The sequence below is a fragment of the Cryobacterium serini genome (assembly GCF_004404025.1).
Lineage (GTDB): Bacteria > Actinomycetota > Actinomycetes > Actinomycetales > Microbacteriaceae > Cryobacterium > Cryobacterium serini.
This window is the reverse complement of record NZ_SOHN01000010.1, coordinates 84,240-110,021: the sequence shown is the minus strand read 5'-3', so window position 1 is coordinate 110,021 and position 25,782 is coordinate 84,240. Positions and strand designations below refer to the sequence as shown.

At 64.3% G+C, this 25,782-nt stretch carries 21 protein-coding genes; 10 read left to right on the top strand and 11 right to left on the bottom strand.

From position 1 onward, the window contains the following. Positions 1–238 precede the first annotated feature (238 nt). On the top strand, positions 239–1,990 hold the full coding sequence (locus tag E3T51_RS08695) for a BCCT family transporter (RefSeq protein WP_241989236.1): 1,752 nt from the start codon (positions 239–241) through the stop codon (positions 1,988–1,990). Between the two features lie 22 nt (positions 1,991–2,012). Here E3T51_RS08695 and E3T51_RS08690 read toward each other — a convergent pair whose 3' ends face one another. Further along, positions 2,013–2,279: a protealysin inhibitor emfourin gene (locus tag E3T51_RS08690; protein WP_104192305.1), complete on the bottom strand. Its 267-nt coding sequence runs from the start codon at positions 2,277–2,279 to the stop codon at positions 2,013–2,015. 9 nt (positions 2,280–2,288) lie between these two features. Further along, positions 2,289–3,443 (bottom strand): M4 family metallopeptidase, encoded by a 1,155-nt coding sequence (locus E3T51_RS08685; protein ID WP_134529506.1) that lies wholly within the window; start codon positions 3,441–3,443, stop codon positions 2,289–2,291. A gap of 68 nt (positions 3,444–3,511) precedes the next feature. On the opposite strand from E3T51_RS08685, the gene E3T51_RS08680 reads away from it, so the two are divergent. Genes E3T51_RS08680 through E3T51_RS08670 form a run of 3 tightly spaced genes read left to right on the top strand, consistent with a single transcriptional unit; the run spans position 3,512 to position 8,521 of the window. After that, the gene (locus E3T51_RS08680) at positions 3,512–4,408 is read left to right on the top strand and encodes an LLM class flavin-dependent oxidoreductase (RefSeq protein ID WP_134529505.1); all 897 of its coding nucleotides are present in this window, start codon (positions 3,512–3,514) and stop codon (positions 4,406–4,408) included. A gap of 59 nt (positions 4,409–4,467) precedes the next feature. Then, complete coding sequence (locus E3T51_RS08675; RefSeq protein WP_134529504.1) at positions 4,468–5,589, top strand: AI-2E family transporter; 1,122 nt, start codon at positions 4,468–4,470, stop codon at positions 5,587–5,589. 46 nt (positions 5,590–5,635) lie between these two features. Beyond that, complete coding sequence (locus E3T51_RS08670) at positions 5,636–8,521, top strand: aminotransferase (RefSeq protein WP_174844577.1); 2,886 nt, start codon at positions 5,636–5,638, stop codon at positions 8,519–8,521. A 37-nt stretch (positions 8,522–8,558) separates the two neighbouring features. On the opposite strand, the gene E3T51_RS08665 is transcribed toward E3T51_RS08670, so the two are convergent. Further along, on the bottom strand, positions 8,559–8,855 hold the full coding sequence (locus E3T51_RS08665; RefSeq protein ID WP_134529502.1) for a DUF7882 family protein: 297 nt from the start codon (positions 8,853–8,855) through the stop codon (positions 8,559–8,561). Between the two features lie 204 nt (positions 8,856–9,059). On the opposite strand from E3T51_RS08665, the gene rpsO reads away from it, so the two are divergent. Together rpsO and E3T51_RS08655 are read left to right on the top strand one after the other, a co-directional pair. After that, positions 9,060–9,329 carry a 30S ribosomal protein S15 gene (gene rpsO, locus E3T51_RS08660; protein ID WP_092112143.1) on the top strand — a complete coding sequence of 90 codons (270 nt, stop codon included), beginning with the start codon at positions 9,060–9,062 and terminating at the stop codon, positions 9,327–9,329. Between the two features lie 171 nt (positions 9,330–9,500). Continuing rightward, positions 9,501–11,027 (top strand): amino acid permease, encoded by a 1,527-nt coding sequence (locus tag E3T51_RS08655; RefSeq protein ID WP_134529501.1) that lies wholly within the window; start codon positions 9,501–9,503, stop codon positions 11,025–11,027. Between the two features lie 115 nt (positions 11,028–11,142). Here E3T51_RS08655 and E3T51_RS08650 read toward each other — a convergent pair whose 3' ends face one another. Beyond that, entirely contained in the window at positions 11,143–12,903 is a 1,761-nt protein-coding gene (locus E3T51_RS08650; RefSeq protein WP_134529500.1) for a glycoside hydrolase family 88 protein, read from the bottom strand. 155 nt (positions 12,904–13,058) lie between these two features. On the opposite strand from E3T51_RS08650, the gene E3T51_RS08645 reads away from it, so the two are divergent. From E3T51_RS08645 to E3T51_RS08635, 3 genes are all read left to right on the top strand, one after another. Then, on the top strand, positions 13,059–15,347 hold the full coding sequence (locus tag E3T51_RS08645) for a polyribonucleotide nucleotidyltransferase (RefSeq protein ID WP_134529499.1): 2,289 nt from the start codon (positions 13,059–13,061) through the stop codon (positions 15,345–15,347). A gap of 169 nt (positions 15,348–15,516) precedes the next feature. Continuing rightward, a complete protein-coding gene (locus E3T51_RS08640; RefSeq protein ID WP_166806421.1) occupies positions 15,517–16,356 on the top strand; it encodes an SGNH/GDSL hydrolase family protein in 840 nt (279 codons plus the stop codon). A gap of 60 nt (positions 16,357–16,416) precedes the next feature. Further along, complete coding sequence (locus tag E3T51_RS08635) at positions 16,417–16,773, top strand: ArsR/SmtB family transcription factor (protein ID WP_134529497.1); 357 nt, start codon at positions 16,417–16,419, stop codon at positions 16,771–16,773. Positions 16,774–16,788: 15 nt separating this feature from the next. On the opposite strand, the gene E3T51_RS08630 is transcribed toward E3T51_RS08635, so the two are convergent. The 7 genes from E3T51_RS08630 to E3T51_RS08600 form a co-directional block, all read right to left on the bottom strand. Beyond that, a complete protein-coding gene (locus E3T51_RS08630) occupies positions 16,789–18,318 on the bottom strand; it encodes a hydrogenase large subunit (protein ID WP_134529496.1) in 1,530 nt (509 codons plus the stop codon). Beyond that, complete coding sequence (locus E3T51_RS08625) at positions 18,318–19,766, bottom strand: proton-conducting transporter transmembrane domain-containing protein (protein ID WP_134529495.1); 1,449 nt, start codon at positions 19,764–19,766, stop codon at positions 18,318–18,320. Before E3T51_RS08625 ends, E3T51_RS08630 begins: the two co-directional genes overlap by 1 nt. Continuing rightward, positions 19,766–20,425 (bottom strand): hypothetical protein, encoded by a 660-nt coding sequence (locus E3T51_RS08620; RefSeq protein WP_134529494.1) that lies wholly within the window; start codon positions 20,423–20,425, stop codon positions 19,766–19,768. Before E3T51_RS08620 ends, E3T51_RS08625 begins: the two co-directional genes overlap by 1 nt. A gap of 9 nt (positions 20,426–20,434) precedes the next feature. Beyond that, positions 20,435–21,376 carry a respiratory chain complex I subunit 1 family protein gene (locus tag E3T51_RS08615; RefSeq protein ID WP_134529493.1) on the bottom strand — a complete coding sequence of 314 codons (942 nt, stop codon included), beginning with the start codon at positions 21,374–21,376 and terminating at the stop codon, positions 20,435–20,437. Continuing rightward, entirely contained in the window at positions 21,373–23,385 is a 2,013-nt protein-coding gene (locus E3T51_RS08610) for a proton-conducting transporter transmembrane domain-containing protein (protein WP_134529492.1), read from the bottom strand. Before E3T51_RS08610 ends, E3T51_RS08615 begins: the two co-directional genes overlap by 4 nt. Next, positions 23,382–23,867 (bottom strand): NADH-quinone oxidoreductase subunit B family protein, encoded by a 486-nt coding sequence (locus E3T51_RS08605; protein ID WP_134529491.1) that lies wholly within the window; start codon positions 23,865–23,867, stop codon positions 23,382–23,384. Before E3T51_RS08605 ends, E3T51_RS08610 begins: the two co-directional genes overlap by 4 nt. A 192-nt stretch (positions 23,868–24,059) precedes the next feature. Next, positions 24,060–24,524 carry an Lrp/AsnC family transcriptional regulator gene (locus E3T51_RS08600; protein ID WP_134529490.1) on the bottom strand — a complete coding sequence of 155 codons (465 nt, stop codon included), beginning with the start codon at positions 24,522–24,524 and terminating at the stop codon, positions 24,060–24,062. A gap of 131 nt (positions 24,525–24,655) precedes the next feature. Here E3T51_RS08600 and pdhA point away from each other — a divergent pair, with 131 nt between their 5' ends. Then, positions 24,656–25,768, top strand: coding sequence for a pyruvate dehydrogenase (acetyl-transferring) E1 component subunit alpha (pdhA, locus tag E3T51_RS08595; protein WP_134529489.1), 1,113 nt, complete (start codon positions 24,656–24,658; stop codon positions 25,766–25,768). The last annotated feature ends 14 nt before the right edge of the window (positions 25,769–25,782 follow it).

The following is a 25,782-nucleotide window of genomic DNA, read 5'->3' as shown; positions in this document are numbered from 1 at the left end:
CCGAGGTCGTGGGCGAATGGCGCCGATCTGAATTCTGTGCTGTACGGACCAATTGGACGTCGAGTTTTCGGCTGACGTCGAGTTTTTGGCTGATGTCGAAATTTTTGGCCTCGAAATAGGAGTGAGGCCTGTAAGCTGGAAATTTGCCTAGCGCGGAAGGCACCTGGCGGTGTACCGCGATCTACACCCCTGGTGGTTTCGCAAAGCGCCGCAATCTACTCTTCAAGAAGGTCTTAACGTGAGTGCACTACCCGAAGTACCGGCGAAAACGCCGAGCAGCAGTCCTCCCAAAACCCGCCGCTTCGCTGTTGCAGCACCTCGGGTGTTCTATCCGGCGCTTGGCATCATTCTGGCCGTCGTCATCATCGCCATCGCCTTTCCGGTTCGTACCGGCAGCGTGCTTGCCCTTCTCCAGGGCTGGGTGGTCGCCGGCCTCGGCCCGTACTACGTCATCGTAGTGGCGGCGTTCGTCGTGTTCGCCATCTGGATGGGCCTCAGCCGCTTCGGCGACATCAAGCTCGGCAAGGACGACGACGAACCTGAGTTCGGCATCATGAGCTGGTTCGCGATGCTCTTCGCCGCTGGCATGGGAATCGGCCTCGTCTTCTGGGGTGCCTCCGAGCCGCTGACCTTCTTCACCAACCCGAAGCCGGGCGTCGAGGGCGACAGCGCCGAGCTCGCCTCCGCGGCCATGTCGCAGACCTTCCTGCACTGGGGATTCCACGCCTGGGCGATCTACGCCGTCGTCGGTCTCTCGTTGGCCTACTCGATCCACCGCAAGGGCCGCCCGGTCTCCATCCGCTGGGCGCTCGAGCCGCTGCTCGGCACCCGCCGGGTGAAGGGACGACTCGGTGACGCGATCGACGTGATCGCCATCGTCGGTACCCTGTTCGGTGTAGCGACCTCGCTCGGCCTCGGTGTGCAGCAGATCGCCGCAGGCCTGAGCTATCTCGGAGTCGTCGGCGACGTCACCAACACGCTCCTGGTGATTCTCATCGTGGTCATCACCATCATCGCGACGGCCTCGGTCGTCAGCGGTGTCGGCAAGGGCATCAAGTGGCTCTCCAACATCAACCTCAGCATGGCCGGGCTGCTGCTCGTCGCTGTGCTGCTGCTCGGCCCGACGATGTACCTGCTGCGCGTTCTCGTGCAGTCCCTCGGCGGCTACTTCCAGGATGTCGTCGGTCTCACCTTCGCGACCAGCGCATACACCGGCCAGGCCGGTCTCGACTGGCAGGGCGGCTGGACCGTCTTCTACTGGGGCTGGTGGATCTCCTGGGCCCCGTTCGTGGGCGTGTTCATCGCACGAATCTCGCGTGGCCGCACCGTCCGACAGTTCATCGCCGGAGTGCTCCTCGTTCCCACGTTCGTGACCTTCGTCTGGTTCGCCGTGATGGGCGGCAGCGCCATCCGTCAGGCCTGGGAGGGCGACGGCGGCGGTCTCTTCGACCCCGAAGTCGGCATCGTGCCCGAGAACGTGCTGTTCAACCTGCTGGGCAACCTGCCGTTCGGCGTGATCCTCTCGGTGATCGCGGTCATCGTCATTGCGATCTTCTTCATCACATCAGCCGATTCGGGTTCGCTCGTCATTGACATGCTCGCCTCCGGCGGAGACACCAATCCACCCAAGTGGAGCCGCATCATGTGGGCCAGCCTCGGCGGGCTCGTCGCCATTGCCCTGCTGCTGGCCGGCGGACTGGCCGCCCTGCAGACGGGTGCCATTTTGACCGCTATCCCGGTGAGCGTCGTCATGATCGGTATGTGTATCGCCACCTACCGGGCCTTCCGCATCGAACACGAGGTTCTGGTGGCTGCCGAGCGGCGCCAGCGGCGTGAAGAGATGGCTCGTCGCATCGGCAAGAGTGTCACGGCGCACCTCGAGGAGAACTTCGACGACCACTTCGGTGAGCAGGTCGACGGACACATCGAAGCGGCCCTGACCGACGATCTGGACCGTCGGCCACGCTGGGGCCGTCGTCAAAAGAACTAACGGCTGAATCGGGTCAGGGTCGCTACATGCCGTTGGCGGCCCTGACCCGATTGACCAGATCGCGCCACGGACCGCTCACCTGGGGTTCGGCGAGTACCACCTCGTGTGGGGCGCACCGAATGCGGTAGGCGAATCGGTCGGGGGTGGCCTCGCTGTCGGTGACGTCATCCCAAGGTAGAGAATTCAAGAACTCCGCCCACGTGCTCGGGTCGGGCTGTTCTTCGACCCGAACTTCCCAGGTCAGGCGGATTCCCGCCATCCCGCCGCTGCGCGAGACGATGACTTTCATATCGTGATGCTACTCCGGTGGCAGCGGTGCCGTTGGCTGGGTCTGCGGTTTTGGCGGTGCCGGCTGGGTGGGGGGACGAGGGGCGGGAATCGCCGCCACCACGCCCACTGTCGCCCACGCTTGCAGTACCGCGTTGTGGGCGGCACCTCCGATGCCGTACAGTCGCGCCGCGGTGTCGGCCGTCGCCCGAGCGAAAGCAGCAAAGTCGCTCTGGCGGTTCAGCGCGGTACCCGTCAGTGTGTCGTACCAAATGTGGCCAGGGGTCTCCCAGGCGTTGCCGCCGAGAGTGTCAGCAACCAGGTAGAACGCGCGGTTGGGGATGCCGGAATTGAGGTGCACTCCGCCGTTATCGTCGTCGGTCTCGATGTACCCCGCCATATCGCCCGGCTGCGGGTCTTTACCGAGCACATCGTCATTGAATGCGGTGCCGGGCGCTTTCATTGAGCGCAGGGCAACGCCCTCGACCTGGTCCGTGAACAGGCCTTCGCCGATCAGCCAACTGGCTTCTGCCGTCGATTGCTTTTGGGCGTGCTGCTCGACCAGGGCGCCGAACACGTCGGAGATGGACTCGTTGAGGGCCCCCGACTGGCCCTGGTACTGAAGATTCGCCGTAAATTGGGTCACCCCGTGCGTGAGCTCATGACCGATCACACTGGGCGAAATCGTGAAGCGGTTAAAGATTTGGCCGTCGCCGTCGCCGAACACCATGCGCTCGCCATCCCAGAAGGCGTTGTCGTACTCTTTGCCGTAGTGCACGGTCGCCTCCATGGGAAGTCCATTCCCATCGATACTGTCCCGCCCGAACTGCGTCCAATACAGCATCTGCGTGGCACCAAGACTGTCATAGGCCTCATTGACGGCCGGGTCACCGCTGGCAGGATGGCCCTCGGCGCGCACAAGCCGACCGGGCAGTCGTTCCTGACCATCGGCATCCGAAATTGTGCGAGCTGACTCTCCCGGGGTACGCGCCGGCCGGGTACGAGCCCCGGAATAAGCAAACGGATGCACCCCGCCACGCAATTGCCGAATCTGCGAGTCCCGCAGCAAGGACGCTCGTGCGGCGGCCGCGGCCCGCGCGAATCGGGGATCGTCAAGCTTTGCCAGCCTGACCAACAGATAGGGCGGAACGATCGTACACAGGGTGTGGCGCTCGGGAGTGTCCATGTGCAGAGTCTGGCACCGGCCGCCGACATTGCAACTACGCGTTGAGCGCGACTGAATAGACTCGACGCATGCGCTTTGGAATCATCATCCTGCCGCAGGACCCGTGGTCGATTGCCCGCAGAAAATGGCTCGGCGCCGAGCAGTACGGCTTCGACCACGCCTTCACCTACGACCACCTTTCCTGGCGCTCGCTCGCCGATGAACCATGGAACGCGACTATCCCCACCTTGACTGCTGCTGCGGCCGTGACCGTGACCGAACGCATCATGCTCGGCACCTTTGTCTCGTCACCGAACTTTCGGCATCCGGTGACGTTCGCCAAAGATGTCGCCACGGTCGACGACGTGGCGGGAGGGCGGTTTCTACTGGGTATCGGATCGGGCGGCACCGGGTTTGACGCGAGCGTTCTCGGCCAGCCGGAGTACACACCCCGGCAGCGGCATGAACGGTTCGACGAATTCGTCACCGACCTCGACCTGTTGCTGCGCGGCGAAGAACCCGGCACCACCGATGGCATCAGTTTTGCCGGTGAGTGGTACACCGCCAACAGCGCCCGTATGGTCACCTATGCTGGCAGCGGCCCGACGCGCCACCGGGTTCCGTTCCTGATCGCCGCCAACGGGCCGAAGGGCCTCGGGCTGGTGAGTCGTTTCGGGCAGGGCTGGGTGACTACCGGGCAGGACGGTGTGGCGGGGGAGCGTTGGTGGGCCAGCGTGCGGGACCTCACCCACCGGCTCGACGACGTTGTCAGCGGCGGCGGACGCGACCCCCGTGCGATCGACCGCTATCTTTCGCTCGACAGCGGCGGAATATATTCCCTGCAGAGCATGAACGCGTTTGAGGATGCCGTCGGCCGGGCCGCCGAACTCGGCTTCACCGATGTGATCAGTCACTGGCCGCGCGAGCGCGGCATCTACGCCGGCGACGAATCCATCCTCGATACGGTCGCGGCCGCCCTCGAGTGAATCGGCCAAAGAGGCCGGTCGATCGAGGTTTCTCCGCAGCGGATGTCTAGGCTAAGTGCATGCGCGCACAAGACGACCCCACTTCCCTGGTTCCTCGCACCCCGCTGACCGACCGACTCGGCTGGCTCGGATTGCGTAGCGGACAGATTCTGCTCGTCATCCTCCTCTCCGCCGTGGTCATCTTCGGGCTGGTGCAGCTCAAGCTCGTCGTTATTCCCGTGCTGATCGCCATCATCCTCGCCGCGGCGCTGAGCCCGGTCATCAACGGCCTCCGTAAGCGCGGCGTCGCTGCGATCCTGGCCACCTGGATCACCCTGCTCGGTGGCATTGCCTTCTTCGGCGGCATCATCACGCTCATCGTCTTTGCGGTGCGCGACCAGTGGGACGAGCTATTCTCCTCGGCCTCCCAGGGCATCGATCGGCTACAACAGTTTCTCATCGAGGGGCCGATCCAGGTTGACGAGAAGCAGATCGACGACGCGCGTACCGCGGTGGTCGATTTTCTCACCAGCAGCCAGTTCGGCACCGGAGCGCTCGCCGGAGCCTCGGTGGTGTTCGAGCTGGTGACCGGAGCCGTGCTGCTCGTTGTCATACTGTTCTTCTTTCTCAAAGACGGCGGCCAGATCTGGAACTTCTTCCTGACGCCGTTCAAGGGCGAACGCCTCGCCCGCGGACGCCGCATCGGCCACACCTCACTGCGGGTACTCGGCGGTTACGTGCGCGGCACGGCAATCGTCGCCGCCGTCGACGCCACCGCGATCGGCATCGGCCTCGCAATCCTGCAGGTGCCGCTCGCCCTTCCACTGTCGGTCATCGTTTTCCTCGGTGCGTTCATTCCGCTGATCGGTGCGACCGCGGCCGGTGTGCTCGCAGCCCTGGTCGCCCTCGTGGCCAGTGGGCCGACCGTTGCACTCATCGTCATCATCATCGTGATCGCGGTCAACCAGCTCGAGGGCAACTTCCTGCAGCCGGTGGTCATGGCGCAGTCACTGAAGCTGCATCCGCTCGTCATCCTGGTCGGATTGACCGCCGGAACTATCCTTGGCGGTATCGTCGGCGCCGTACTCTCGGTACCGATCGCGGCCGTCGCCTGGGCCATCGCCAAAGCCTGGAACACACCGGATGCCCCGCGCCCGGTGGCCGCGCCAAACCAGTCGAAACGTCGCGTTCGCAAGCGCTAAACCGATCTGCCCGTCCCACCGCTGCAACGTGCGTGATTGGAGAACCATGACCGAGCAGAGCCCATTTCACCTGCCGCGCCCGCAGCTGACCCTCGAGCAGGCGATCGAGTTCGCCAGCGACCGGTTCGGCGTCACCGGCCCCGGCACCGAGCTCGGCAGCAATCAGGACCGTAACTTCCGAATGGAAACGGCCGCCGGCTCGGTCGTGCTGAAGGTCTCCAACCCGGGCATCGCCACTGTGGAATTGGAAGCCCAGAACGCGGCCCTGGCGCACCTGCGCAACCTGGGCCTCGACCTGCCGGCTGCGCTCGCCGGGATTGACGGTGCACAGATACAGCGCGTCACGATCGACGGGCAGAGCCTCGACCTGCGCTTGCTGAGCTTTGTTGAGGGAGATCCGTTGACCGACGTCCCACGCCTGTCGGTTGGGCAGATTCGCGCGCTCGGCAACGTTGCCGGTCGCATCGTTCGTGGCCTCGTCGATTTCGAGCACCCGGGAACCGATCGTTTTTTGCAGTGGGACCTGCGACGCGGCGGCGAAGTCATCGATGCCCTCCTGCCATACCTCGACGACGTGGCGCGCCGGGAGCGACTGCGTAGCGTCACCGACACCGCCCGGCAGCAAGTCGACCGGGTTGTATCAGACCTGCGGGTACAGACGATCCACGGTGACCTGACCGACGACAATGTGGTGAGTCGTGCTGACTCGACCGAGACGATCACCGGAGTGATCGACTTCGGCGACGTGGCCCAGGGCTGGCTCATCGCCGAGCTCGCTGCGACGTGCGCCTGCGTGCTGTACCGCAGCCCGCGGCATCCGCTCGCCATCCTCGACACGATCGAGGCTTTCGCCGCACAGGTGCCGCTCATCGACGCCGAAATCACCGCCCTCTGGCCGCTGATCGTGCTGCGCACGGCGGTGCTCGTCGTCAGCGGCGAACAGCAAGTGCACCTCGACGGTGACAACGACTACGCCGACGCCAACCGTGCCCGCGAGTGGCTCGCCTTCGACACGGCGGCAGATCAGGACGGCGCCGAACTCGAAGCACTGATCCGCTTCGCCGTGACCGGCGAGAAGACGCCCGATGTCTTCACCGAGCATCCTCTGGCCGGCCCGCTCGCCCCAGCAGCCCTCCTCGACCTATCGGTCACGAGCGCCGCCTTCGACGCCGGCAGCTGGCTCACGCCCGGCATTGACGAGCGGGTGGCAGTGGATGTCGCCGCTCGCCTCGGCCACGCCGTCACCCGCTACGGCGAGTATCGCCTATCGCAGACACGAATCGACACGGCCGAGGAATCGCTCACCCTGGCCCTCGGCGTGGAGCTGTACCTGCCCGCCGGGACTGCGATCACGGCGCCGATGGACAGCACCGTCGCGGTGATCGATACCGGCGCGGTGCGACTCGTGGGTGACCACTTTGACCTGTGGCTGACCGGACTTGACGTGCTTGCCGTCGACGGCCAGTTCATGCGAGCCGGAACCGCCCTCGGCACGGCCACTGCCCGTCTGACCGTTCAGACCAGCCGACTGAGAGGCATCCGCCCGCCGTTTTTCGTGGCGCCCTCTGGAGCAATGCTGTGGCAGAGGGTCTGCCCCGACCCCTCCGCTCTGATCGGGCTCGACACCGCCCGTCCCCTCGCCGATCCGGCCGTCGTGCTGCAGCGCCGTGATGCGTCGTTCGCCCGCGTACAGGAGCACTACTACGTGGCCCCGCCGCAGATCGAACGCGGCTGGAAGCACCACTTGATCGATATCTACGGGCAGAGCTACGTCGATATGGTCAACAACGTCACCACCGTCGGACATGGACACCCGCGCATTGCCGAGGCCGCTCGCAGCCAGTGGTCTTTGCTGAATACCAACTCCCGTTTTCACTACGAAGAGCTCGTCCGGTTCACCGAACGCCTCGCCGAACTCGCGCCCGACCCGCTCGACACGGTCTTTCTGGTCAATAGCGGCACCGAAGCCGTCGACCTCGCTCTGCGCCTTGCTTTCAGCTACACCGGCCATGACACCGTCCTGTCTGTGCGGGAGGCCTATCACGGCTGGTCGATGGCAGCGGATGCCGTCTCCTCCTCGGTCGCCGATAACCCACGGGCGCTCGATACCCGGCCGGACTGGGTGCACCTGATCGAGGCTCCAAACGCCGTGCGCGGCAAATACCGGGGCCCGCATTCTGCGCGGCGATACCTTGTTGATCTCGATGGTGACTTGCAAGCCCTCGAGGACGACGAGCGCACGGTCGCCGCTTTTATCGCCGAACCGGTGTTCGGCAATGCCGGCGGCGTGCTGCTGCCCGACGGGTACCTGGCCGGCGTCTATGACAGGGTGCGCGCCCGCGGCGGGCTCTGCATCGCCGATGAGGTGCAGGTGGGCTATGCGCGCCTCGGCCGATACTTCTGGGGCACGGAGCAGCAGAACGTGGTCCCCGATATCATCACCATCGCCAAGGCGATGGGCAACGGGCATCCGCTTGGCGCGGTGATCACCCGCCGCGAGGTGGCCGAACGCTTTGCCGACGCTGGACCGTTCTTCTCCTCTGCCGGTGGCAGCCCGCTGAGCTGCCGCATCGGCCTGACGGTGCTTGACATCATGCGTGACGAGGACCTGCAGAGCAACGCCGAGATCGTCGGACGGCACCTGAAGCACGGGCTTGAGCGGCTCGGCGAACGGTTCGACCTGGTCGGTGCGGTCTACGGTATGGGGCTCTATCTCGGCGTCGAACTGGTCAGTGACCGGGCGAAGTTCACGCCGGCAACAGTGGCAGCGGCCCGGCTGTGTGAGGAACTCCTACTGCGCGGCATCATCGTGCAACCTACCGGCGACTTTAAAAACGTACTCAAGATCAAGCCGCCGCTCTGCCTCAGCGTCGCCAGTGCCGACCATTTCTTGCACGCTCTCGGCGAGGTGCTTGGCGAACTCTCCGACTGAGCTAGCGACGTGTTTTCACGGGGGTGGCCGCCGTCGGCTAGGGTTCGGCGATGAAAACCAGGCCTCCGGTGCTATTGGCCGAAAGCATGAGCGTCTCGATCCATTCACGACTGATCGTCGGGATTCGGCTGCCGAAATACCGGAAGTAGAGCGTGCTCGTCGGGTCGAGCCAGATGGCACTGCGGCCGCTGCCCTCACCGACAGAATCCGTCCAGGTGAAGACGAAACTTTCGCGTCGACGCAGCTTGGTGCTGATCACGATCTGCAGGTGCATAAGGGCGCGATCGTCGAAGGTGATCACGACACCCGGATTGCCGTAAAGCAATGTACCCATACGTGCACCTCCTCGATTGTTCCACCACTGTAGCGGTAGCCGGGTGAGGTCAGTCCGGCTCGTTGCGGCGAATTCCCGCTGGGGGGCCGCGTCGGTCGCACACTCTGCTAAAGTATGAAGGTTGCCGTTCAACGGCCGCGGATAAAGAGAGCTCAGGCAATTGGCCAAGGGCACCGCGCAGTGAGAGAAAGGGGATCCCACTTTATGGCACTCGAACCAGATGCTAAGAAGGCGATCATCGAAAAGTACGCTACCCACCCAGGCGACACCGGGTCCCCGGAAGTTCAGATTGCAATGCTCACGCAGCGCATTCTTGACCTCACGGAACACCTGAAAGAGCACAAGCACGACCACCACTCACGTCGTGGCCTGCTTCTCATGGTTGGTCAGCGTCGCCGTCTGCTCGGTTACCTGTCGGACATCGACATCACTCGATACCGCACACTGATCGGCAGCCTCGGCCTGCGTCGCTAATCTACTTGTAGCGAAGGCAGCGTTGACAACGCGAACTTCTTCACAACGGGCTGTCACCTTTCGGGTGGCGGCCCGTTCTGCGTACCGGGTTATCTCGAGGGAGGCACTGAACGGGTGAGAACGGGGTTGCTAGCATGAGGGGTTGGCAATAACGAACGGATATCACTACGCATGAGTCTCTGGCGCACCAAGAGTATTGAAGATTCGATAGCAGACTCGCTGGAGAAGGGTCACAGCCTTAAACGCACCCTCGGTACCTGGGACCTCATGATCATGGGTGTCGCCGTGGCTGTAGGTGCGGGAATTTTTTCGGTAGGGGCAAAGGCTGCCGGCAGTTATGCCGGACCGTCGGTGACGCTTGCTTTTCTGCTGGCCGCTTTCACCTGCGCGCTCGCGATCATGTGCTACGCCGAGTTTGCCTCTGCCGTCCCCGTCGCTGGTTCTGCGTACACCTTCACCTATGCGACTCTCGGTGAGCTGCTGGCCTGGATCATCGGCTGGGACCTCATCCTCGAGATGCTGACCGCGTCCGCCGTGATCGCCAAATACTGGGGCATCTACCTCAGCACCGTCTTCGACCTGGCAGGCTGGAACGTTCCCGCCACCATCGAGGTGCTTGGCCTGGACGTCAGCTGGGGCGCCTTCGTCATCGTCGCCGTCTTCACCGCCCTGCTCGTGCTCGGCACCCAGCTCTCCGCCCGGGTCGCCAGCGTCTTCACGATCATCAAGGTCGCCATCGTCGTCTTCGTCATCGTCGTCGGGGCATTCTTCATCAGCCCGAAGAACTACACCCCGTTCATCCCCGCCGAGGTGCCCAGTGAGGGCGGAGACGGTGACGTCTGGATGCAGTCGCTGTTCTCCTTCATGACCGGTGCGGCCCCCGCACAGTACGGCTTGTTCGGTTTGCTAGCCGGCGCTTCTCTGGTGTTCTTCGCGTTCATCGGATTCGACGTCGTTGCTACGAGCGCCGAAGAGGTGAAAAACCCGCAAAAAACCCTGCCGCGTGGCATCTTTGCCGGGCTCGCGATCGTCACCGTGCTTTACCTCGGTGTGAGCCTGGTGCTCACCGGCATGGTGCCGTACACGGTGCTGGCCGATGACCCCAATGCCTCCCTCGCGACCGCATTTGTTGCCGTCGGTGCCGGGTGGGCAGCGCAGATAATCTCGATCGGAATTCTGGTCGGTCTCACGACCGTGATCATGGTGCTGCTGCTCGGCCTTTCCCGGGTGTTGTTCGCCATGAGTCGCGACGGCCTGCTGCCGCGCTGGTTGAGCGTCACGAGCGAGAAGCGCCGCACTCCAGCACGAATTCAGATCATCTCCGGTGCCGCCGTCGCTTTGCTGGCCGGCCTCACCGACGTTGGGGTGCTCGAAGAAATGATCAATATCGGCACCTTGTCGGCGTTCGTGCTCGTCAGTATCGCGGTCGTCGTGCTGCGTAAGAAACGCCCCGACCTGCCGCGAGCTTTCAAGGTGCCTTTCTCCCCAGTGCTGCCGATTCTCTCGGCTGTGCTGTGCATCTGGCTGATGTTGAACCTGACGACCCTCACCTGGGTGCGCTTCGCGGTATGGCTGGTCGTGGGCTTCATCGTCTACTTCGCCTATGGACGCCGACATTCCTTACTCGGCATCAAGCAGCGTGCCGCTGTCGCCGAAGCAGCCAGGGTCACTGCAGGCGGGTCGACACGCGTCGACTGAGGATCATTGGTCGCAAGTTCTCCGCTCGAGCGCGAGCTGGCGCAGCAGATCGGCATGGACCGGGCAGATCGGGGCACCGGTGCCCGAGCGATTTGAATGATCACTCGAACTTCGGCTATCGGGTGGATCCGGCCCAGAGCTCCTCGACGGATACGACGAGGGGCGCCGGAACCGAGTTGCTGCCGGAGTAGATCATCAGGCCGATGGAACCAACCGATTGCAGGCCGGCTGTCGAGTCGGTCTTGGTGACTTGCCAGGTGCTGGGTTCGGCCCTGCCGACCTTCCATACCTTGGCGCGAATCGTTGTGGGCGAGGCCCCCGTGACCTGCAATCGAAGTTGTAGTCGATTTCCGGGTGCGTAGGTGAGCCCGGGAACGATCAGATCCACCACGGTCGAGTTCGTGCGCCGAATCTGCAGCTTGACGCTTCCGCTCGGAGCCACGACGAGCCTGGCTCCGTAGGACGCGGTGCCGATACGCCGACCGATGACGGCGACATAGGCGGACCCGGTAGTCGGTCGCACGAGGTTGAGGGTTGTGCGTACCTCGGTGTCCTGACTGGACACCCCGTTCAGGTAAGCAGCCCGGGTGGTTCCCGGCGGCGTGGTCAACTGCGCGACTCCACGTGCCACGGAGAAGCCGGTGGCTGCGGTCCACGAACCTCCCAGCTCGGCTGATCCCAGGGCGCCGGTGACGGTGCGACCGAAGGTGTCGGAGGCCAGGACGCCGCTAAGTCGGGCGACCTCGGACGCTGCCAACGTGAACGCACCAACGCAGTAGGCAATGGATGTCGTCGTGCTGGGTTTGGCCGGGGCTTCCCCGACGCCCTGGCAGTTTGACAGGAAGCCCGAACTTTTCAGCGAAACCGTGCTGAGTCCGGCCCAAGCGCGCGTGATAACCGGAAGGTAGGTCGCCGAGTCGAGTAGGCCGGTGCGGATGCCGTATGCCATCGCGTAGACGAAGAGCGCCGTAGCGCTGGTTTCGGGCGCTGGAAAGAGTGACGGGCTGAGCAGGCTGCTGCGCCACATTCCGTCGGATCCCTGGAGCTGGGCCAGCCGGGCAGCCATCGTTTGGAGCATGGTTTTGTACTCGGTGTACTGCGGGTCTGCCGGAGGCAACACCATCAGCGTGCGCGCCATCGCCCCGATCACCCAGCCGTTACCTCGCGCCCACATAACCTTGTGGCCGAGCGAATCTCGCTGGCCGACGTACTTGCAATCCCGCCACCACAGCTGTTCGGCAGCATCAAACAGCCCGTCAGCGACGCAGCCGGGCCGCACAGACGTCGTGCCGTCATTCTTGAGAAAGTTATAGAACTGCGAATGCTTCATTTGATAGGCGGACTTGCCGGTTCGGGTAGCCCAGCGTGGCCACAGAGGCAGGCCCATGAACATCGAGTCGATCCACCAGTACCGATTGGCCGCGAGGCTGAGGTCCCCGGCCATGAACCCGTCGGATGGCGCAAGGTTCGCATTCACCCCGACATTCGCGGAGTCCTGCCAGACCTGGATTGCCGCACGGCTGTCGGGGTTGGATGTGGGGCTTGACGGTGCGTCGGCGATCCAGTTGTTCCGTGCGCCCCAGGACTGCAGCCACTGCCGGTAGATCGGATCGTTGGTTTCCTGAACGAGGGCCTCCACCCCCATGAAATAGGGGGCCCATTTCCAACCGGCGTCGGAAGTCGCTCCGCCATTGTGCGCATAGAAATAGTCGGTTGCGGTCCGCGCGGCCTGCACGATCGACGAACGAGATGGCAGCGCCGCAGGAGCAGCCTGCGCGGTCTGCGAGCTCTGCGCGGTTGGCAGGACAACGACGAGAACAGTTAAGAGCAAGGCAAGGACGGTTTTCATGGTGTCAAAGTACTCGCGGGTCGCCATTCCGGCAATGCTGACGCCGGTGGCTTCGAGCGGGTCTGTTAGGCTAATCGGGGCCGATTCTATGGAATCGACCTGTCCAACTCGCCTGTCATACGGGCACGCGAGCCTTCGTCGCCAGAATGGCGAGAAGCAAACTTAAAGGAGAAAACCCCCACATGGAGGGTCCAGAAATCACGTTCGCCGAAACCGTTATCGATAACGGCAAGTACGGCAAGCGCACCATCCGATTTGAAACCGGCCGTCTCGCCCAGCAGGCGCAGGGTTCTGCCGCTGCTTACATTGACGAAGAGACGATGTTGCTCTCCGCCACGAGCGTTAGCAAGCAGCCGAAGGATAACTTCGACTTCTTCCCGCTCACCATCGATGTCGAAGAGCGTATGTACGCTGCCGGGCGTATCCCGGGCAGCTTCTTCCGCCGCGAAGGTCGCCCCTCGACCGACGCGATCCTCACCTGCCGCCTGATCGACCGGCCGCTGCGCCCGTCGTTCGTCGACGGTCTCCGCAACGAGATCCAGGTCGTCATCACCGTCCTGGCCATCGAGCCCGACGAACTCTACGACGTGCTCGCGATCAACGCGGCCTCCATGTCGACCCAGCTCGCCGGCCTGCCGTTCTCCGGACCGATCGGTGGCGTTCGCGTCGCCCTCATCCCCGACGAGAACGGTGGCGGCCAGTGGGTTGCCTTCCCGAAGCACTCGCAATTGGACGACGCGGTGTTCAGCATGGTCGTCGCCGGTCGCGTTGTCACGGATGCCGCTGGCGCGCAGGACGTCGCGATCATGATGATCGAAGCCGAAGCCACCGATGCGGCCTGGAACCTGATCAAGGGTGGCGCTATCGCGCCGAACGAAGCAGTTGTTGCCCAGGGCATCGAGGCTTCCAAGCCGTTCATCAAGCAGCTCGTCTTCGCGCAGCAGCAGGTAGCCGACGCTGCCGCCAAGCCGACCGGCGAGTTCGCGCTGTTCCCGCCGTACCAGCCGGCCACCTACGACGCTGTCGCCGCCCTGTCCTACGACCAGCTCAAGACGGTCTACACGATCGCCGACAAGGTCGAACGTCAGAACGCAGACGACGCGCTCAAGGCATCCGTCAAGACCGCCATCGCGGCCAAGGTCGACGCCGGTGAGCTCGACGCGAGCGCCAACAACCAGGTGAACGCGGCCTACAAGTCGGTCACCAAGCTCGTCGTGCGATCCCGCGTGCTCAACGAGGGAATCCGCATCGACGGTCGTGGACTGGCCGACATCCGTCCGCTCGACGCCGAGGTTGCGGTCATCCCGCGCGTGCACGGCTCGGCCATTTTCCAGCGCGGCGAAACCCAGATCCTGGGCGTCACCACCCTGAACATGCTCAAGCTCGAGCAGTCGATCGACTCGTTGAACCCGGTCACCAAAAAGCGCTACATGCACAACTACAACTTCCCGCCCTACTCGACCGGTGAAACCGGTCGCGTCGGAACGCCGAAGCGCCGCGAGATCGGCCACGGAGCGCTCGCTGAGCGCGCCCTGGTTCCCGTGCTGCCCACGCGTGAGGAGTTCCCGTACGCCATCCGTCAGGTGTCAGAGGCGCTCAGCTCCAACGGATCCACCTCGATGGGTTCCGTTTGCGCCTCCACCCTGTCGCTGCTGAACGCCGGAGTGCCGCTGCGCGCCCCCGTCGCCGGCATCGCCATGGGCCTGATCAGCGATACCGTTGACGGCCAGACCCGCTATGCGGCCCTCACCGACATCCTCGGCGCCGAAGATGCTCTCGGCGACATGGACTTCAAGGTGGCCGGCACGAGCGAATTCATCACCGCGATCCAGCTCGACACCAAGCTCGATGGCATCCCCGCCTCCGTTTTGGCTGGCGCGCTGACGCAGGCGAAAGACGCCCGCACCACGATCCTCTCCGTGCTCAACGCGGCGATCGACGCTCCCGACGAGATGGCGCCCACCGCGCCCCGCGTCATCAGCGTGCAGATCCCCGTCGACAAGATCGGCGAGCTGATCGGCCCGAAGGGCAAGACCATCAACTCGATCCAGGACACCACCGGTGCCGACATCTCGATCGAGGAAGACGGCACCGTGTACATCGGCGCCGTTGACGGACCGTCGGCCGAGGCCGCTCGCGCCCAGGTCAACGCCATCGCGAACCCAACCAACCCCGAGGTCGGCGAACAGTTCCTCGGAACCGTCGTCAAGATCGCCGCGTTCGGTGCCTTCGTCTCGCTGCTTCCGGGCAAGGATGGTCTGCTGCACATCTCCGAGGTGCGTAAACTTGCTGGTGGCAAGCGCGTCGAGAACGTCGAAGACGTGCTCGGTGTTGGCCAGAAGGTTCTCGTGGAAATCACGAAGATCGATGACCGTGGCAAGCTGTCGCTCGCCCCGGTGCTCGAAGAGGCTGCTGACACCGAAGGTCGCGCTGCGGCTTCCGACAGCGCAGACGCCTCTACCGAGGTCTAGCCTGTCCTAAAGTTCTCCCGATCACCTCTCGCCAGGTCGGTCGGGTAGACGGAAGGCCCGCACTGCTTGCAGTGCGGGCCTTTTCGCTTCCCGAGCGCAAACCGCAGCGTGTGCACGCCTTGTCGCGCCCGATATCCGGGGCTACGTTCGCGGCATGATAAATAAACGGATGAATTCAGGATTCCTGCCACGCATTGGCGCGGTCGCCCTGGTCACTTCTGCCCTGCTGGCGGGCGCAGTGAGTGCCCCGGCACTCGCGCAGACGGACACAGCTCGCTCAGCCCCGGCCGCCGCATCCGCTGCCGGATACGTCGCCCTCGGCGACTCGTTCACTTCTGGCCAGGGTGCCCCGCCGTACATTCTCGACGGTACTAACTGCCTGCGCTCCAAGCGGGCCAGTTACCCTATCTTCTCCGACCTGGTCAGCTCCTATAAGCTCAAGTCGAACAATGCCTGTTCCGGCGCTAGCACTGCGGAAATCCCCCTTCAGCTTGCCGGGGTCAGCCCGAGTACTGCCCTGGTCACGATGACCGTCGGCGGAATTGACGCTGGCTCCAACATCGTCCTGGCTGCCTGTGCGCCGAACCCGGCCAGCGATGTCTGCCTCGGCGCCATCAACAACAGCGTTGCCCAGTTGAGCATTTTGGCCCCCAAGCTCGTCGGGACCTATGGGCTCGTGGCGGCGACGTTGCCGCAGGCGAAGATCGCGGTGCTCAGCTATCCGCGGCAGTTCAAGCCGGGATTCTCCCCGCTCGGCGACGTGCTCAATGGCGCGACCGACGCGCTGAACCTCGTTATAAAGGGCTCCGTCGAGGCGATGGACACTCCGCGTATCCGCTTTGTTGATGCGTCGCAGGAATTCGCCGGGCACGGCATCGGGTCACGCATACCGTTCTTCGCGTTTGATGCGCTGAACCCGTTTGCGCTGGCGAATTTTCACCCGAACGCGTTAGGTAACAGTCTCGGCTACGCGCGTGCCCTCCTCAACGATGGGCTGCTGCGCCGGTGAGCGCGACGGGTCACACGCTATCTAGTTGAAAGAATCATAAGGTAGCGATATACTAAACCCGTGCTCTCCTCTGGTCTATCCGTCGCCCAATTGAAGTCTGACTTGTTCAAGTCGCTCGGACATCCGTTGCGCGTGCAGGTTCTGGAACAGCTCGTGTCCGGTGAACGCTCGGTCGGCAGTTTAGCCGAGGCGCTCGGTTGCGAGCTGTCCAATCTGTCACAGCAGCTAGGCGTTCTGCGTCGGGCCGGAGTGGTGGTGACGCGCCGCGAAGGCAACTCCATTTTCTATGCCCTGCGAGATGCGAGCGCGATTGAGCTGCTGGCTGCGGCCAAGCGTATGGTGCTGGCCAACCTGACCGACTCGCACGCTCTGCTCCGCCACCTCGAAACGGAACAGTCCTCGCCCACGGCCGGCTAGGCGCCATCAGCCTGGCTACAGGTCGTTTCCCGCGTAGGAGAGGTTGAAACTCTTGTTTGCGAGCGGAAAGTCGGGAACGATCGTCTCCGACAGGGCATGCGGCACGGCGGGCCAGTTCAGAAACGACGGGTCGACGATTTTCACCCGGCTGAGTGTGCCGTCGGCGGCGAGTTCGACGCGGTGCGTCGTTGTACCCCGCCAGGCTTCCACGAGGGCCAGGCCGGTGCCGGTCGAGGTCGGGTTCACACTGAACGCGGTACCGGTGTGACCCCGCAGACGTAGCAGCAGGTCAAGCACGACGGCGGTCGACACCTCGAGTTCACGCGCGCGCACGGTGTACCGGGCCAGAACGTCGCCGCCCTCTTCAGTGACGACGTGAAAGACCTCGCCGAGGCTGACGAACGGATGCTCGGAGCGCGCGTCGGAAGTGATACCCGACGCGCGGGCGACATAGCCGAGTGTTCCAATCGTGGTGGCCTGGGCTTTGGACAACCGGGCTGTTCCGGTGAAGCGACCGCGAACGATGGCGTGGCCGAGAGTAATGCCGACCAGTTCGGCCATGGCCGCGCTCACTCTGGCGAGGTCGGCTGCAGCGGGGAGCGTGGTCACGCGCGTGCCACCGACGCTGAGGGCGCCGCGCAGCAGACGATGTCCGGTGACCGACTTGTTGATTCGCATCAGCTGCTCACGCAGGCCCTGCGCGTGCGCGTCGATGATGCCGAAGCCCACGTCATTGGCGAGCGAGCCGAGGTCGGTCACATGGTTGTAAAGACGTTCGAGTTCCAGCAGCAGCGCACGCAGTAACCGGTCGGGCTCAGAGACGTCTATACCGGCTGCCTGCTCGACCGCCATGACAAAGGCGAGGGAGTGGCCGACGGCGGTGTCACCGCTGATCTGTTCGGCCAAAAGCACGCCCTCGGCAGCGGTCTTACCCTCGAACACCTTCTCGACACCTCGGTGCAGGTACCACTGGCGGGCTTCCATGCGCACGATGGTCTCACCGACCACCGAGAACCGAAAGTGACCGGGCTCGATGATGCCGGCGTGGATCGGGCCGACCGCGATCTCGTAGACACCGGGGCCTTCCACCGGCACGAACGGAAACGACTCAACGTCAGGCTCGAACTCGGGCACGACGGCGTTGGCGTGCAGCATCGGGTACCAGCCGCGCGGCCAGTGGCCGTGGCGCACCAGCCGGTGGGGCTGCGGGTGATTGCGGGGGACGACACCGTAGAGGTCCCGAATTTCGCGTTCGAAGTTGCCTGCTGACAGGGATATTTCGGCGAGGCTGGGAATCCAGGCGTCGTTCCGCGGCACTCTGACCGAGAGGTCTGCGCGCAGTGACGGGGTGGCTCCGACGAAGGAATAAACGATGCGAAAGTCGTCGTCGGCCTCGTGGCAGGCGACGAGGGCCAGTCGGCTACCTGCATCCAGCAGTGCGGCGGCAGCGCTCGGTAGTTGGGAGCGGGCCAGTTTCCGCAGTTCGGTTCGATCAGACGCCAGGTTATCGGCGGCCAGGTCTTGCGGCGTTCGTTCATCATGCATTAGTTGCTACCTCCCAGAACGGCTGTGGCCTGCAGCAAAAGAGTGCTGACCGGTTCGGCGACGAACGCGACCGTCGCCGTTGCAACCAGGGCCAAAATGATCGGCAGGCGGGGGCCGTGGGCCGAGTAGTCGGGAGTGAACAGAGCGCCTTCCGCGGGACCGCCAAGGGTCATCTGAACGGTCAGGCGGGTAAATGCGGCGAAGATCACAAGCAGCAGCACCAGGGCCGCTCCGACTACGGCGCCGAGGCCCGCCGACCAGCCGGCCATGATGATGCCGACCTCGGAGAAGAAGATGCTGAACGGGGGAAAGCCGACGATGGCTGCCATCGCGATAAGCCACGGCACAGCGAGGCCGGGCCGTCGCACCAGCAGGGCGCGCACGTCGGAGATCACCGGGGTGCCCTCGATCTTAAGGATGCGCCCGGAGATCACGAACAGGGTCGCCTTGATCAGGCCGTGACCGAGAACGTACAACAGCACCGAGGGGAGCGCGGCCGGCCCGATGGCGACCCCGATGGCCATCAGGCCCATATGTTCGATGCTGGAGTAGGCGAGCATCCGTTTGTAGTCGCGTTGGCGGATGAGCAGCGACGCGGCCACGAGCAGCGAGAGCAGGCCGCCGATGCTGAGCATGGTGCGCAGAAACTCCGGGCCGATCACGAGGTTGGTGATCGACTGGATGCGCAGGATGGCGTAGAGAGCGACCGAGAGCAGAACTCCCGACATGAGGCCGGAGACCGGCGCCGGCGCCTGGCTGTGGGCGTCCGGCAGCCAGCTGTGCATCGGGGCGAGGCCGGCCTTGGTCGCGAAACCGAGCACCGCGAGGGCGCCGCCGGCGGTGATGAGTGCCGGGTCGAGGCCGAGGTTTGACTGACTGAGCAGCAGCCAGGACAGCGTAGGGGTGTCGGTGCCGACGGACGCGGCGTAGATGAAGCCGATGCCCAGCAGGGCGATGGCCACGCCGACCGAACCGAGGATGACGTACTTCCAGGCTGCCTCGAGGGAGCGACCGGTTCGGTGGTGACCCACGAGGAAGGCGGTGGCGATGGTGGTGGCCTCGACGGCGGCCCACATCAGGCCGATGCTGTCGGCGAGGACGGCGAGGGACATGGCCGCCAGGAACAGGGCGATGAGGGCCTCATAGCTGGCGGCGACTTTCGTGCGGCTCGATGCGGCGCTGCTGAGCCCGCCCCAGGTCGCAATGAGGCCGACCGCTCCGACGACGCTGATCATGTAGGCCGAGAGGGCGTCGGCGCGCAGCAAGCCTCCGCCGCTCTCGGGCACGGCACCGTTCAGCACGGCACTGACCAACAGCAGGCCGGAGATCAAGACAGCGCCAGACGCGGCGACGCCGACGAAACGGCGCGGCGCTGAGGGGCCGAGGAGCAGGCTGAGCCCGGCGAGGGCGAGCGGTGCGACCAACGGAATCCACAGTATTATCGACATCAATCGTGCAACTCCCTGAGCTGATCGACGGCCGTGCCGCCGAACTTGTTGCGCATGCGGCCCGCGAATACATGCAGAATAAGCACCACCAGCAAAACGTCGAGGGAGAAAGCGAATTCAAGCAGAATCGGTACCCCGCCGCTGGTCAGAAACGTAATGGTGGCGATGCCGTTGTCGAGCACGAGAAAACCAATGAGCTGTGATCGGGCACGGCGTCGACTGATGAGCAGCAGAAACCCGATGAGCACCATGGCGAGGCCGATCGGGGCGGCGTGACCGGTGCTGCTGTCGCCGAGACCGAAGACACGACTTACGACGACATAGCTCAGGATGGTCAGCAGGGTGACCGTCAGGAGCGCAGCGGTCGGGTTGAGCCGGGGCGATTCTTGAATTTGCTTGATTGCTGCCTTGGATTGGTGGGCGAGCACCCAGGGAAGGCCGAGGCCCTTGACCGAGAGAATGAGCAGGGACACGATGACCAGCTCAGACTCGCCCTCGGCAATCCCAATGACCGCCACGAGAGCTGCGAGGGCGATGCCCTGCAGCGCGAGTAGTCGAATCGATGCGAGCAGGGAGTGTCGCCAGACCATGAGCGCGCTCGTGAGTAGCAGGGCGCCAGCGCACAGGCCGATGAGTTGGGGGTAGATGTTCTCAAACACGGATGCTCCTCAGGCGACCAGATAGGAGGCGGTGACGGCGAGGAAGGCGAGGGCGAACGAGCCCGCGAGCAGCTCCGGCACCTGGAACAGACGCACCTTGGCCAGAAAGATCTCGCCGACACTCAGCAGCACGCCGAGTACGAGCACCTTGACGGTGATGCTGACGACGCCGACAGCCAGGCCGATGGCGCTGAAATCCGTCACGATGCCCCACGGCACCGCCAGGTTGCTGACCAGGCCGAGCAGGGCGGCCAGCTTCAGCCAGGAGCCGACTTCGAGCCAGGCCAGGTCGCGTCCGCTTGCTTCGAGGATCATCGCCTCGTGCAGCATGGTCACCTCAAGATGGGTGCCCGGATTATCGATGGGAAGGCGGGCGGTCTCGGCCATGATCGCGATCGACAGGGCGACGAGGGCCAGCACGCTGACCGGCGAAATGATGACCTCGGGGGAGAGTAGCCGCGTTTCAACGATGACCGACAGGGTGCTGGTTCCGGCCGGGATTGAAAAAGCGTAAATCGAGAGCAGCAGGGTTGGTTCAACGAGCGCCGCGACCGTCATGTGCCGACTGGAGCCCATACCGCCGAAGGCTGTTCCGCCGTCCAGGCCGACCAGCGCGAGGGCCACGACACCGATCAACATGACGGAAATGATGACGAACAGGTCACTGGGAACGAGTGCGAAGGGAATGGTGCCCACCAGGGGCAGCAGCACGCACAGCAGCAGGCTGGACACGACCAGGGCGACGGGGCCTGCCCGCAGTATCCAGCTGCTGTCGGTGGCTCGCACCGGGTTTTTTGCCAACAACTTGCGCACGTCGCGCCACGGCTGCCAGATTCCCACTCCGGCTCGGCCTTCGATCGTGGCCCGCACCTGGCGGATGACCCCGATCAACACCGGGGCGAGGAAGACGAACAGAACGACCTGCACGAAGGCGATGATGATGGCGTTCATAGCGAGACCACAATCAGCACGAAGAGAAGAGCAACGAAAGAATAGGACAGGTAGCGGTGGATGCTGCCGTTGGCGACGTGGCGCACGACGATTCCGTAGCGCTGGATTAGGTTGAGCACCGGTCGATATAGCCGGGTTTCGAAGACGTCCGAGACGCGCTGTTCCACCCGCACCCGCTCCACCAAATATCGGGACTCGGCCACGTGGGTGACCTGCACGTCGCGTGACGGCTTGAGCACGTCGTCGAAGACCCGCACGAGCGGCTCCGCGTAGGAGGTCGCCGTGTACTGCATACGCGGCCGTGCCCGGGAGCCGCCACCGCCCCAGGGCAGCTCGACCGTGCGATGTGGATACCGACGGGCCGACACGATGATCGAGACGATCACGGGAATGGCCACCAGTGCCGACAAAATGACGAGCATGATCGGGTCGAGTACCGCCCCGATGCCCGGAAGCGAGACGCCGCCGAGGCCGACGGACTGTACGGCGGCGTCCGGGTTCGGGGTGACGGTGTGCGCGACGAGCGCGGCAATCGGTCCGGGGAGCAGCCCGAGGGCGAGCACGAAGAGGGCGCCGAGGGCGAGCGAGAGTTGCATGAGCGGCGGCACCTCACGGGCATCCGCTGCTTCGATGCTGCGTGGTCGAGCCAGGAAGGCGATGCCATAGGCCTTGACGAAGGTGAGCAGGGCGAGGCCGGCGGTGAGAGCGACCACAGCGACGGCCAGGGGCATGGCGACGGATGCTGCGACCGAGACGACCGCCCCGTCAAGGCGACCGCCGTGAATGAGTGATTGGAGCAGCATCCACTCGGCGACGAAGCCGCTCGTGATCGGGATTGCGGCGGCGCCGAGGCTGGCAATGCCGAAAGCCGTGGCTGTGACGGGCATGCGGGCGCCGAGCCCGCCGAGCCGGTCGAGGTTGCGTTCGCCGGTGGCGTGGATGATGGCGCCGGCGCCGAGGAACAGTGTCGATTTGAACGCCGCGTGGCTGACGGCGAGGAGCAGGGCGGCCACGAGCGCGGCATCCGCTGCCGCTTGGGCGTCGTAACCGCGCAGCAGCATGCTCGCGCCGAGTCCGAGATAGACCAGGCCCATATTTTCGGTCGTCGAGTAGGCCAGCAGTACCTTGAGATCGCTCGACACGGACGCCTGCAGAATGCCATAGAGTGCGGATGCGCCACCGACGACCATGATCGCAATGCCCCACCAGGTGGGGCCGTCGGGCAACAGCCGAACGCACACCAGCAGACCGCCGTAAACGCCGATCTTGACCATCGCGCCACTCATCGCGGCCGAGACGTGGCTGGGAGCTTCGGGGAGCACCCTGGGTACCCAGACGTGCAGCGGCACCAGTTCGGCCTTGCCGCCGAAGCCGAGCAAAAGCAGCACGAAAGCCACGTTCGCGGGCCCCGGTTCGATCGCTTGCAGGTTGCTGAAGCTCGTTCCGCCCGAGGCTGCGGCGAGCACGGCAAAGCCAGCGAGAATGAAGAAGAAACTCAGCTGCGACATCGCCGAGTACCAGATTCCGGCCGAGGCGACCGTCGTGCGGCTGGCGTGGTCAGCCAGCAGCAGCAGGGTGGAGCCGAGGGTCATGATCTCCCAGGCCAGCAGAAACGAGACCGAGTCGGTCGCGGCCGGTACCAGCTGCATGCCTACGAGGAACATCGGCATGGCAACCCAGGCGGTGCGGCTCGCGTCGGGTCCGCGGGTGGAACTCATCGAGTAGAGCGACACGAGAATGCCCACACCCGAGACGATGAGCATGAACAGGCCGCCGAGGCGGTCGGGGGCCAATACGAGCGGATCCATCGGCAGGGCAATTGAAATGCGCAGGCTACCGGTGGCGCCGAGCATGGCCCCGAGGCCGGTCAGAAAGCCGGTGACCGCGATGAGGGTGCAGAGGATGCCGCCCGCCCGCGACCGCAGAGACGGTGCCGCCGTCAGAGCGGTCACCACGGCCAGTGCGCCGAGGCCGAGTTGCAGGAGCAATCCTGCTTCAATACCGGTCATCGGCCGGTCATCCGGCGCAGGGCGCGCACAATATCGGTCGGCTCTGGCGGGCTCCCCGGTACCTCGATATCAACGTGCACGAAATCGGAAACGGGCCCGATGATGCCGTAGCCATCGCGGAAGGCGCCGCCGTGCAGGGCGCAATCACCGACCGCGATCACGAACCGGGGCGTGGGGGTGGCCTCGATGGTGCGCAGCATCGGCTGGGCCATATTGCGGGTCACGCTGCCGACGATGAGCAGCACGTCGGCGTGCCGCGGCGAGGGAACCAGGCGCACGCCATAGCGTTCCACGTCGTAGACGGGACCAAATGCGGCGGCCACCTCGAGGGCGCAGTCGTTGCACCCGCCGGCATTGATGAAACGCACCTGCACGCTGCCGCCGAAGGCCGAAGCCCCTGCAAACAGCGGCGGGGCAGGCGGCGCCGGTTCGGCAATGCGTGAGCCGTGCCGAATGAGGGTGGCCAATCGCAGGAAACTCATACAAGTCCCCCGCGTGCATGCATGTTCACGACACTGGTGCCTTCTCTGGGGAACGCGAAAGTCGAAAGTGTTGGGCAGGCGACGGATTGTGCGGTGCGTCTGGTCGAGTGCAAGACTACCAGCGCAGTTAACTTCATTACTTCTTTATATAACTATATGAAGAATTTAGCAAATAGATCGGGTTCGGACCGCTTACCCGCGGCGGTCGAGCAGCGGTGTGAGGCGATACGGGATGACTTCACCCATGGCGAGCGAGGTCTCAGTGCGCTCAACACCGTCGCAGGCAAGGATCGTACCGTCGATGCGAAACAGGTCGGCGGCGTCCGTGCAGACCACCCGCACGAGCAGATCGGTCTGCCCGCTCATGCCGTGCGCCTGCACGATCTCGGGGATTAAAGCCAGGTCGAGCACAATCTGCGCGAGCCGTTTCTGCTGCACGTGCACCTCGATGAACGCGGTCAGGGGATAGCCGAGGGCGGCTGGATTGATGCGGCGATCGAAGCCGAGAAAGGCGCCAGAGTCTTCCAATCGCTTCATGCGTGCCTGCACGGTATTGCGGGAAAGTCCCAGCGTGTCGGCGAGCGCGACGAAGGTACTGCGCGGGTCGGCGGAGAGTGCTTGGAGGAGCTTTGTGTCGGTCTTGTCAAGGCTGTACATAGTGCAAAACATTAACATGCTCTGGCGAGCCTGGATAGGGCACTTTGCTCACTATTTTTGACGGTGGTTGTGCTCTCTGTCGGGTCGACATAGGCTCACGTCAACTTTAGCAATGACGCTCGGAGCGACCCATGATTGATTTTTCCCCTCAGCTCGTGCAGCTTCTCTCGATTGAAGGCGAGCGGATACCCCGCGGCGATTTCGACCCGTGGGTTGAAGACCTCGATGGCGCAGCTCTCCTGGCGCTCTACAGAGACATGGTCGTGGTGCGCCGCATTGACACCGAAGCGACAGCCCTGCAGCGCCAGGGCGAACTCGGCCTGTGGCCGCCGCTGCTCGGCCAGGAAGCTGCGCAGATCGGCTCGGCCCGCGCCCTGCGCCGTGACGACTTCATCTTTCCGAGCTACCGCGAGAACGCCGTCGCGTACTGCCGTGGCGTGGAACTTTCCGACATCGTCAAGGTCTGGCGCGGCAACGCCCAGTCCGGCTGGGATCCGTACACGGTCCAAATGGCCACCCCGGCCATCATTATTGGCGCGCAAACGCTGCACGCCACCGGGTGGGCGCTGGGCGCCCAGCGCGACGACGTCGATTCCGTCGCCATTACCTATTTTGGTGACGGTGCCACGAGCGAGGGCGATGTGAACGAGGCCATGGTCTTCGCGGCGAGCTTCCAGGCCCCGGTGGTCTTCTTCTGCCAGAACAACCAGTGGGCCATTTCCGAGCCGGTCGGGGTGCAGGCGCACCGCAATATCGCCGATCGCGCGCCGGGCTTTGGCATCCCCAGCCTGCGCATCGACGGAAACGACGTGATCGCGGTCACGGCTGCGACCCGTATAGCTCTCGACCGGGCTCGCACCGGTGGCGGCCCGACCTTCATCGAAGCCGTCACCTACCGCATGGGACCGCACACCACAGCGGATGACCCCACCCGCTATCGAGACCCGGCGGAACTGGCCGAGTGGAAGACGCGCGACCCCCTGCTGCGTCTGCACCGGCTGCTGACCAGCCTCGGTGAAATCACGCCCGAGGTTGAGGCGGCCACTGCTGCGCTGGCCGATGCCGCAGCCGCCGAATTACGCGCCGGCTGCATCGGCATGCCCGACCCCGAACCGCTGAGCGTGTTCGACCACGTCTATGTCACCCCCAACGCCACCCTCGAGCGCCAGCGCGCCGACTACGCCGGCTACCTCACGAGCTTTGGCGCCGAACACGATAGTGCCGAACAGAATCGAAAGGCGTGATGACCATGACCCCA

Excerpts from the sequence above, each read along its gene's own strand:
- E3T51_RS08650 (WP_134529500.1), bottom strand. The coding sequence starts at position 12,903 with ATGGCGACCCGCGAGTACTTTGACACCATGAAAACCGTCCTTGCCTTG.
- E3T51_RS08675 (WP_134529504.1), top strand. The coding sequence starts at position 4,468 with ATGCGCGCACAAGACGACCCCACTTCCCTGGTTCCTCGCACCCCGCTG.
- E3T51_RS08610 (WP_134529492.1), bottom strand. The coding sequence starts at position 23,385 with ATGACCGGTATTGAAGCAGGATTGCTCCTGCAACTCGGCCTCGGCGCA.
- E3T51_RS08640 (WP_166806421.1), top strand. The coding sequence starts at position 15,517 with ATGAATTCAGGATTCCTGCCACGCATTGGCGCGGTCGCCCTGGTCACT.
- E3T51_RS08690 (WP_104192305.1), bottom strand. The coding sequence starts at position 2,279 with ATGAAAGTCATCGTCTCGCGCAGCGGCGGGATGGCGGGAATCCGCCTG.
- E3T51_RS08655 (WP_134529501.1), top strand. The coding sequence starts at position 9,501 with ATGAGTCTCTGGCGCACCAAGAGTATTGAAGATTCGATAGCAGACTCG.
- E3T51_RS08630 (WP_134529496.1), bottom strand. The coding sequence starts at position 18,318 with ATGCATGATGAACGAACGCCGCAAGACCTGGCCGCCGATAACCTGGCG.
- E3T51_RS08685 (WP_134529506.1), bottom strand. The coding sequence starts at position 3,443 with ATGGACACTCCCGAGCGCCACACCCTGTGTACGATCGTTCCGCCCTAT.
- E3T51_RS08625 (WP_134529495.1), bottom strand. The coding sequence starts at position 19,766 with ATGTCGATAATACTGTGGATTCCGTTGGTCGCACCGCTCGCCCTCGCC.
- E3T51_RS08665 (WP_134529502.1), bottom strand. The coding sequence starts at position 8,855 with ATGGGTACATTGCTTTACGGCAATCCGGGTGTCGTGATCACCTTCGAC.
- E3T51_RS08600 (WP_134529490.1), bottom strand. The coding sequence starts at position 24,524 with ATGTACAGCCTTGACAAGACCGACACAAAGCTCCTCCAAGCACTCTCC.
- E3T51_RS08615 (WP_134529493.1), bottom strand. The coding sequence starts at position 21,376 with ATGAACGCCATCATCATCGCCTTCGTGCAGGTCGTTCTGTTCGTCTTC.
- E3T51_RS08605 (WP_134529491.1), bottom strand. The coding sequence starts at position 23,867 with ATGAGTTTCCTGCGATTGGCCACCCTCATTCGGCACGGCTCACGCATT.
- E3T51_RS08645 (WP_134529499.1), top strand. The coding sequence starts at position 13,059 with ATGGAGGGTCCAGAAATCACGTTCGCCGAAACCGTTATCGATAACGGC.
- pdhA (WP_134529489.1), top strand. The coding sequence starts at position 24,656 with ATGATTGATTTTTCCCCTCAGCTCGTGCAGCTTCTCTCGATTGAAGGC.
- E3T51_RS08670 (WP_174844577.1), top strand. The coding sequence starts at position 5,636 with ATGACCGAGCAGAGCCCATTTCACCTGCCGCGCCCGCAGCTGACCCTC.
- rpsO (WP_092112143.1), top strand. The coding sequence starts at position 9,060 with ATGGCACTCGAACCAGATGCTAAGAAGGCGATCATCGAAAAGTACGCT.
- E3T51_RS08680 (WP_134529505.1), top strand. The coding sequence starts at position 3,512 with ATGCGCTTTGGAATCATCATCCTGCCGCAGGACCCGTGGTCGATTGCC.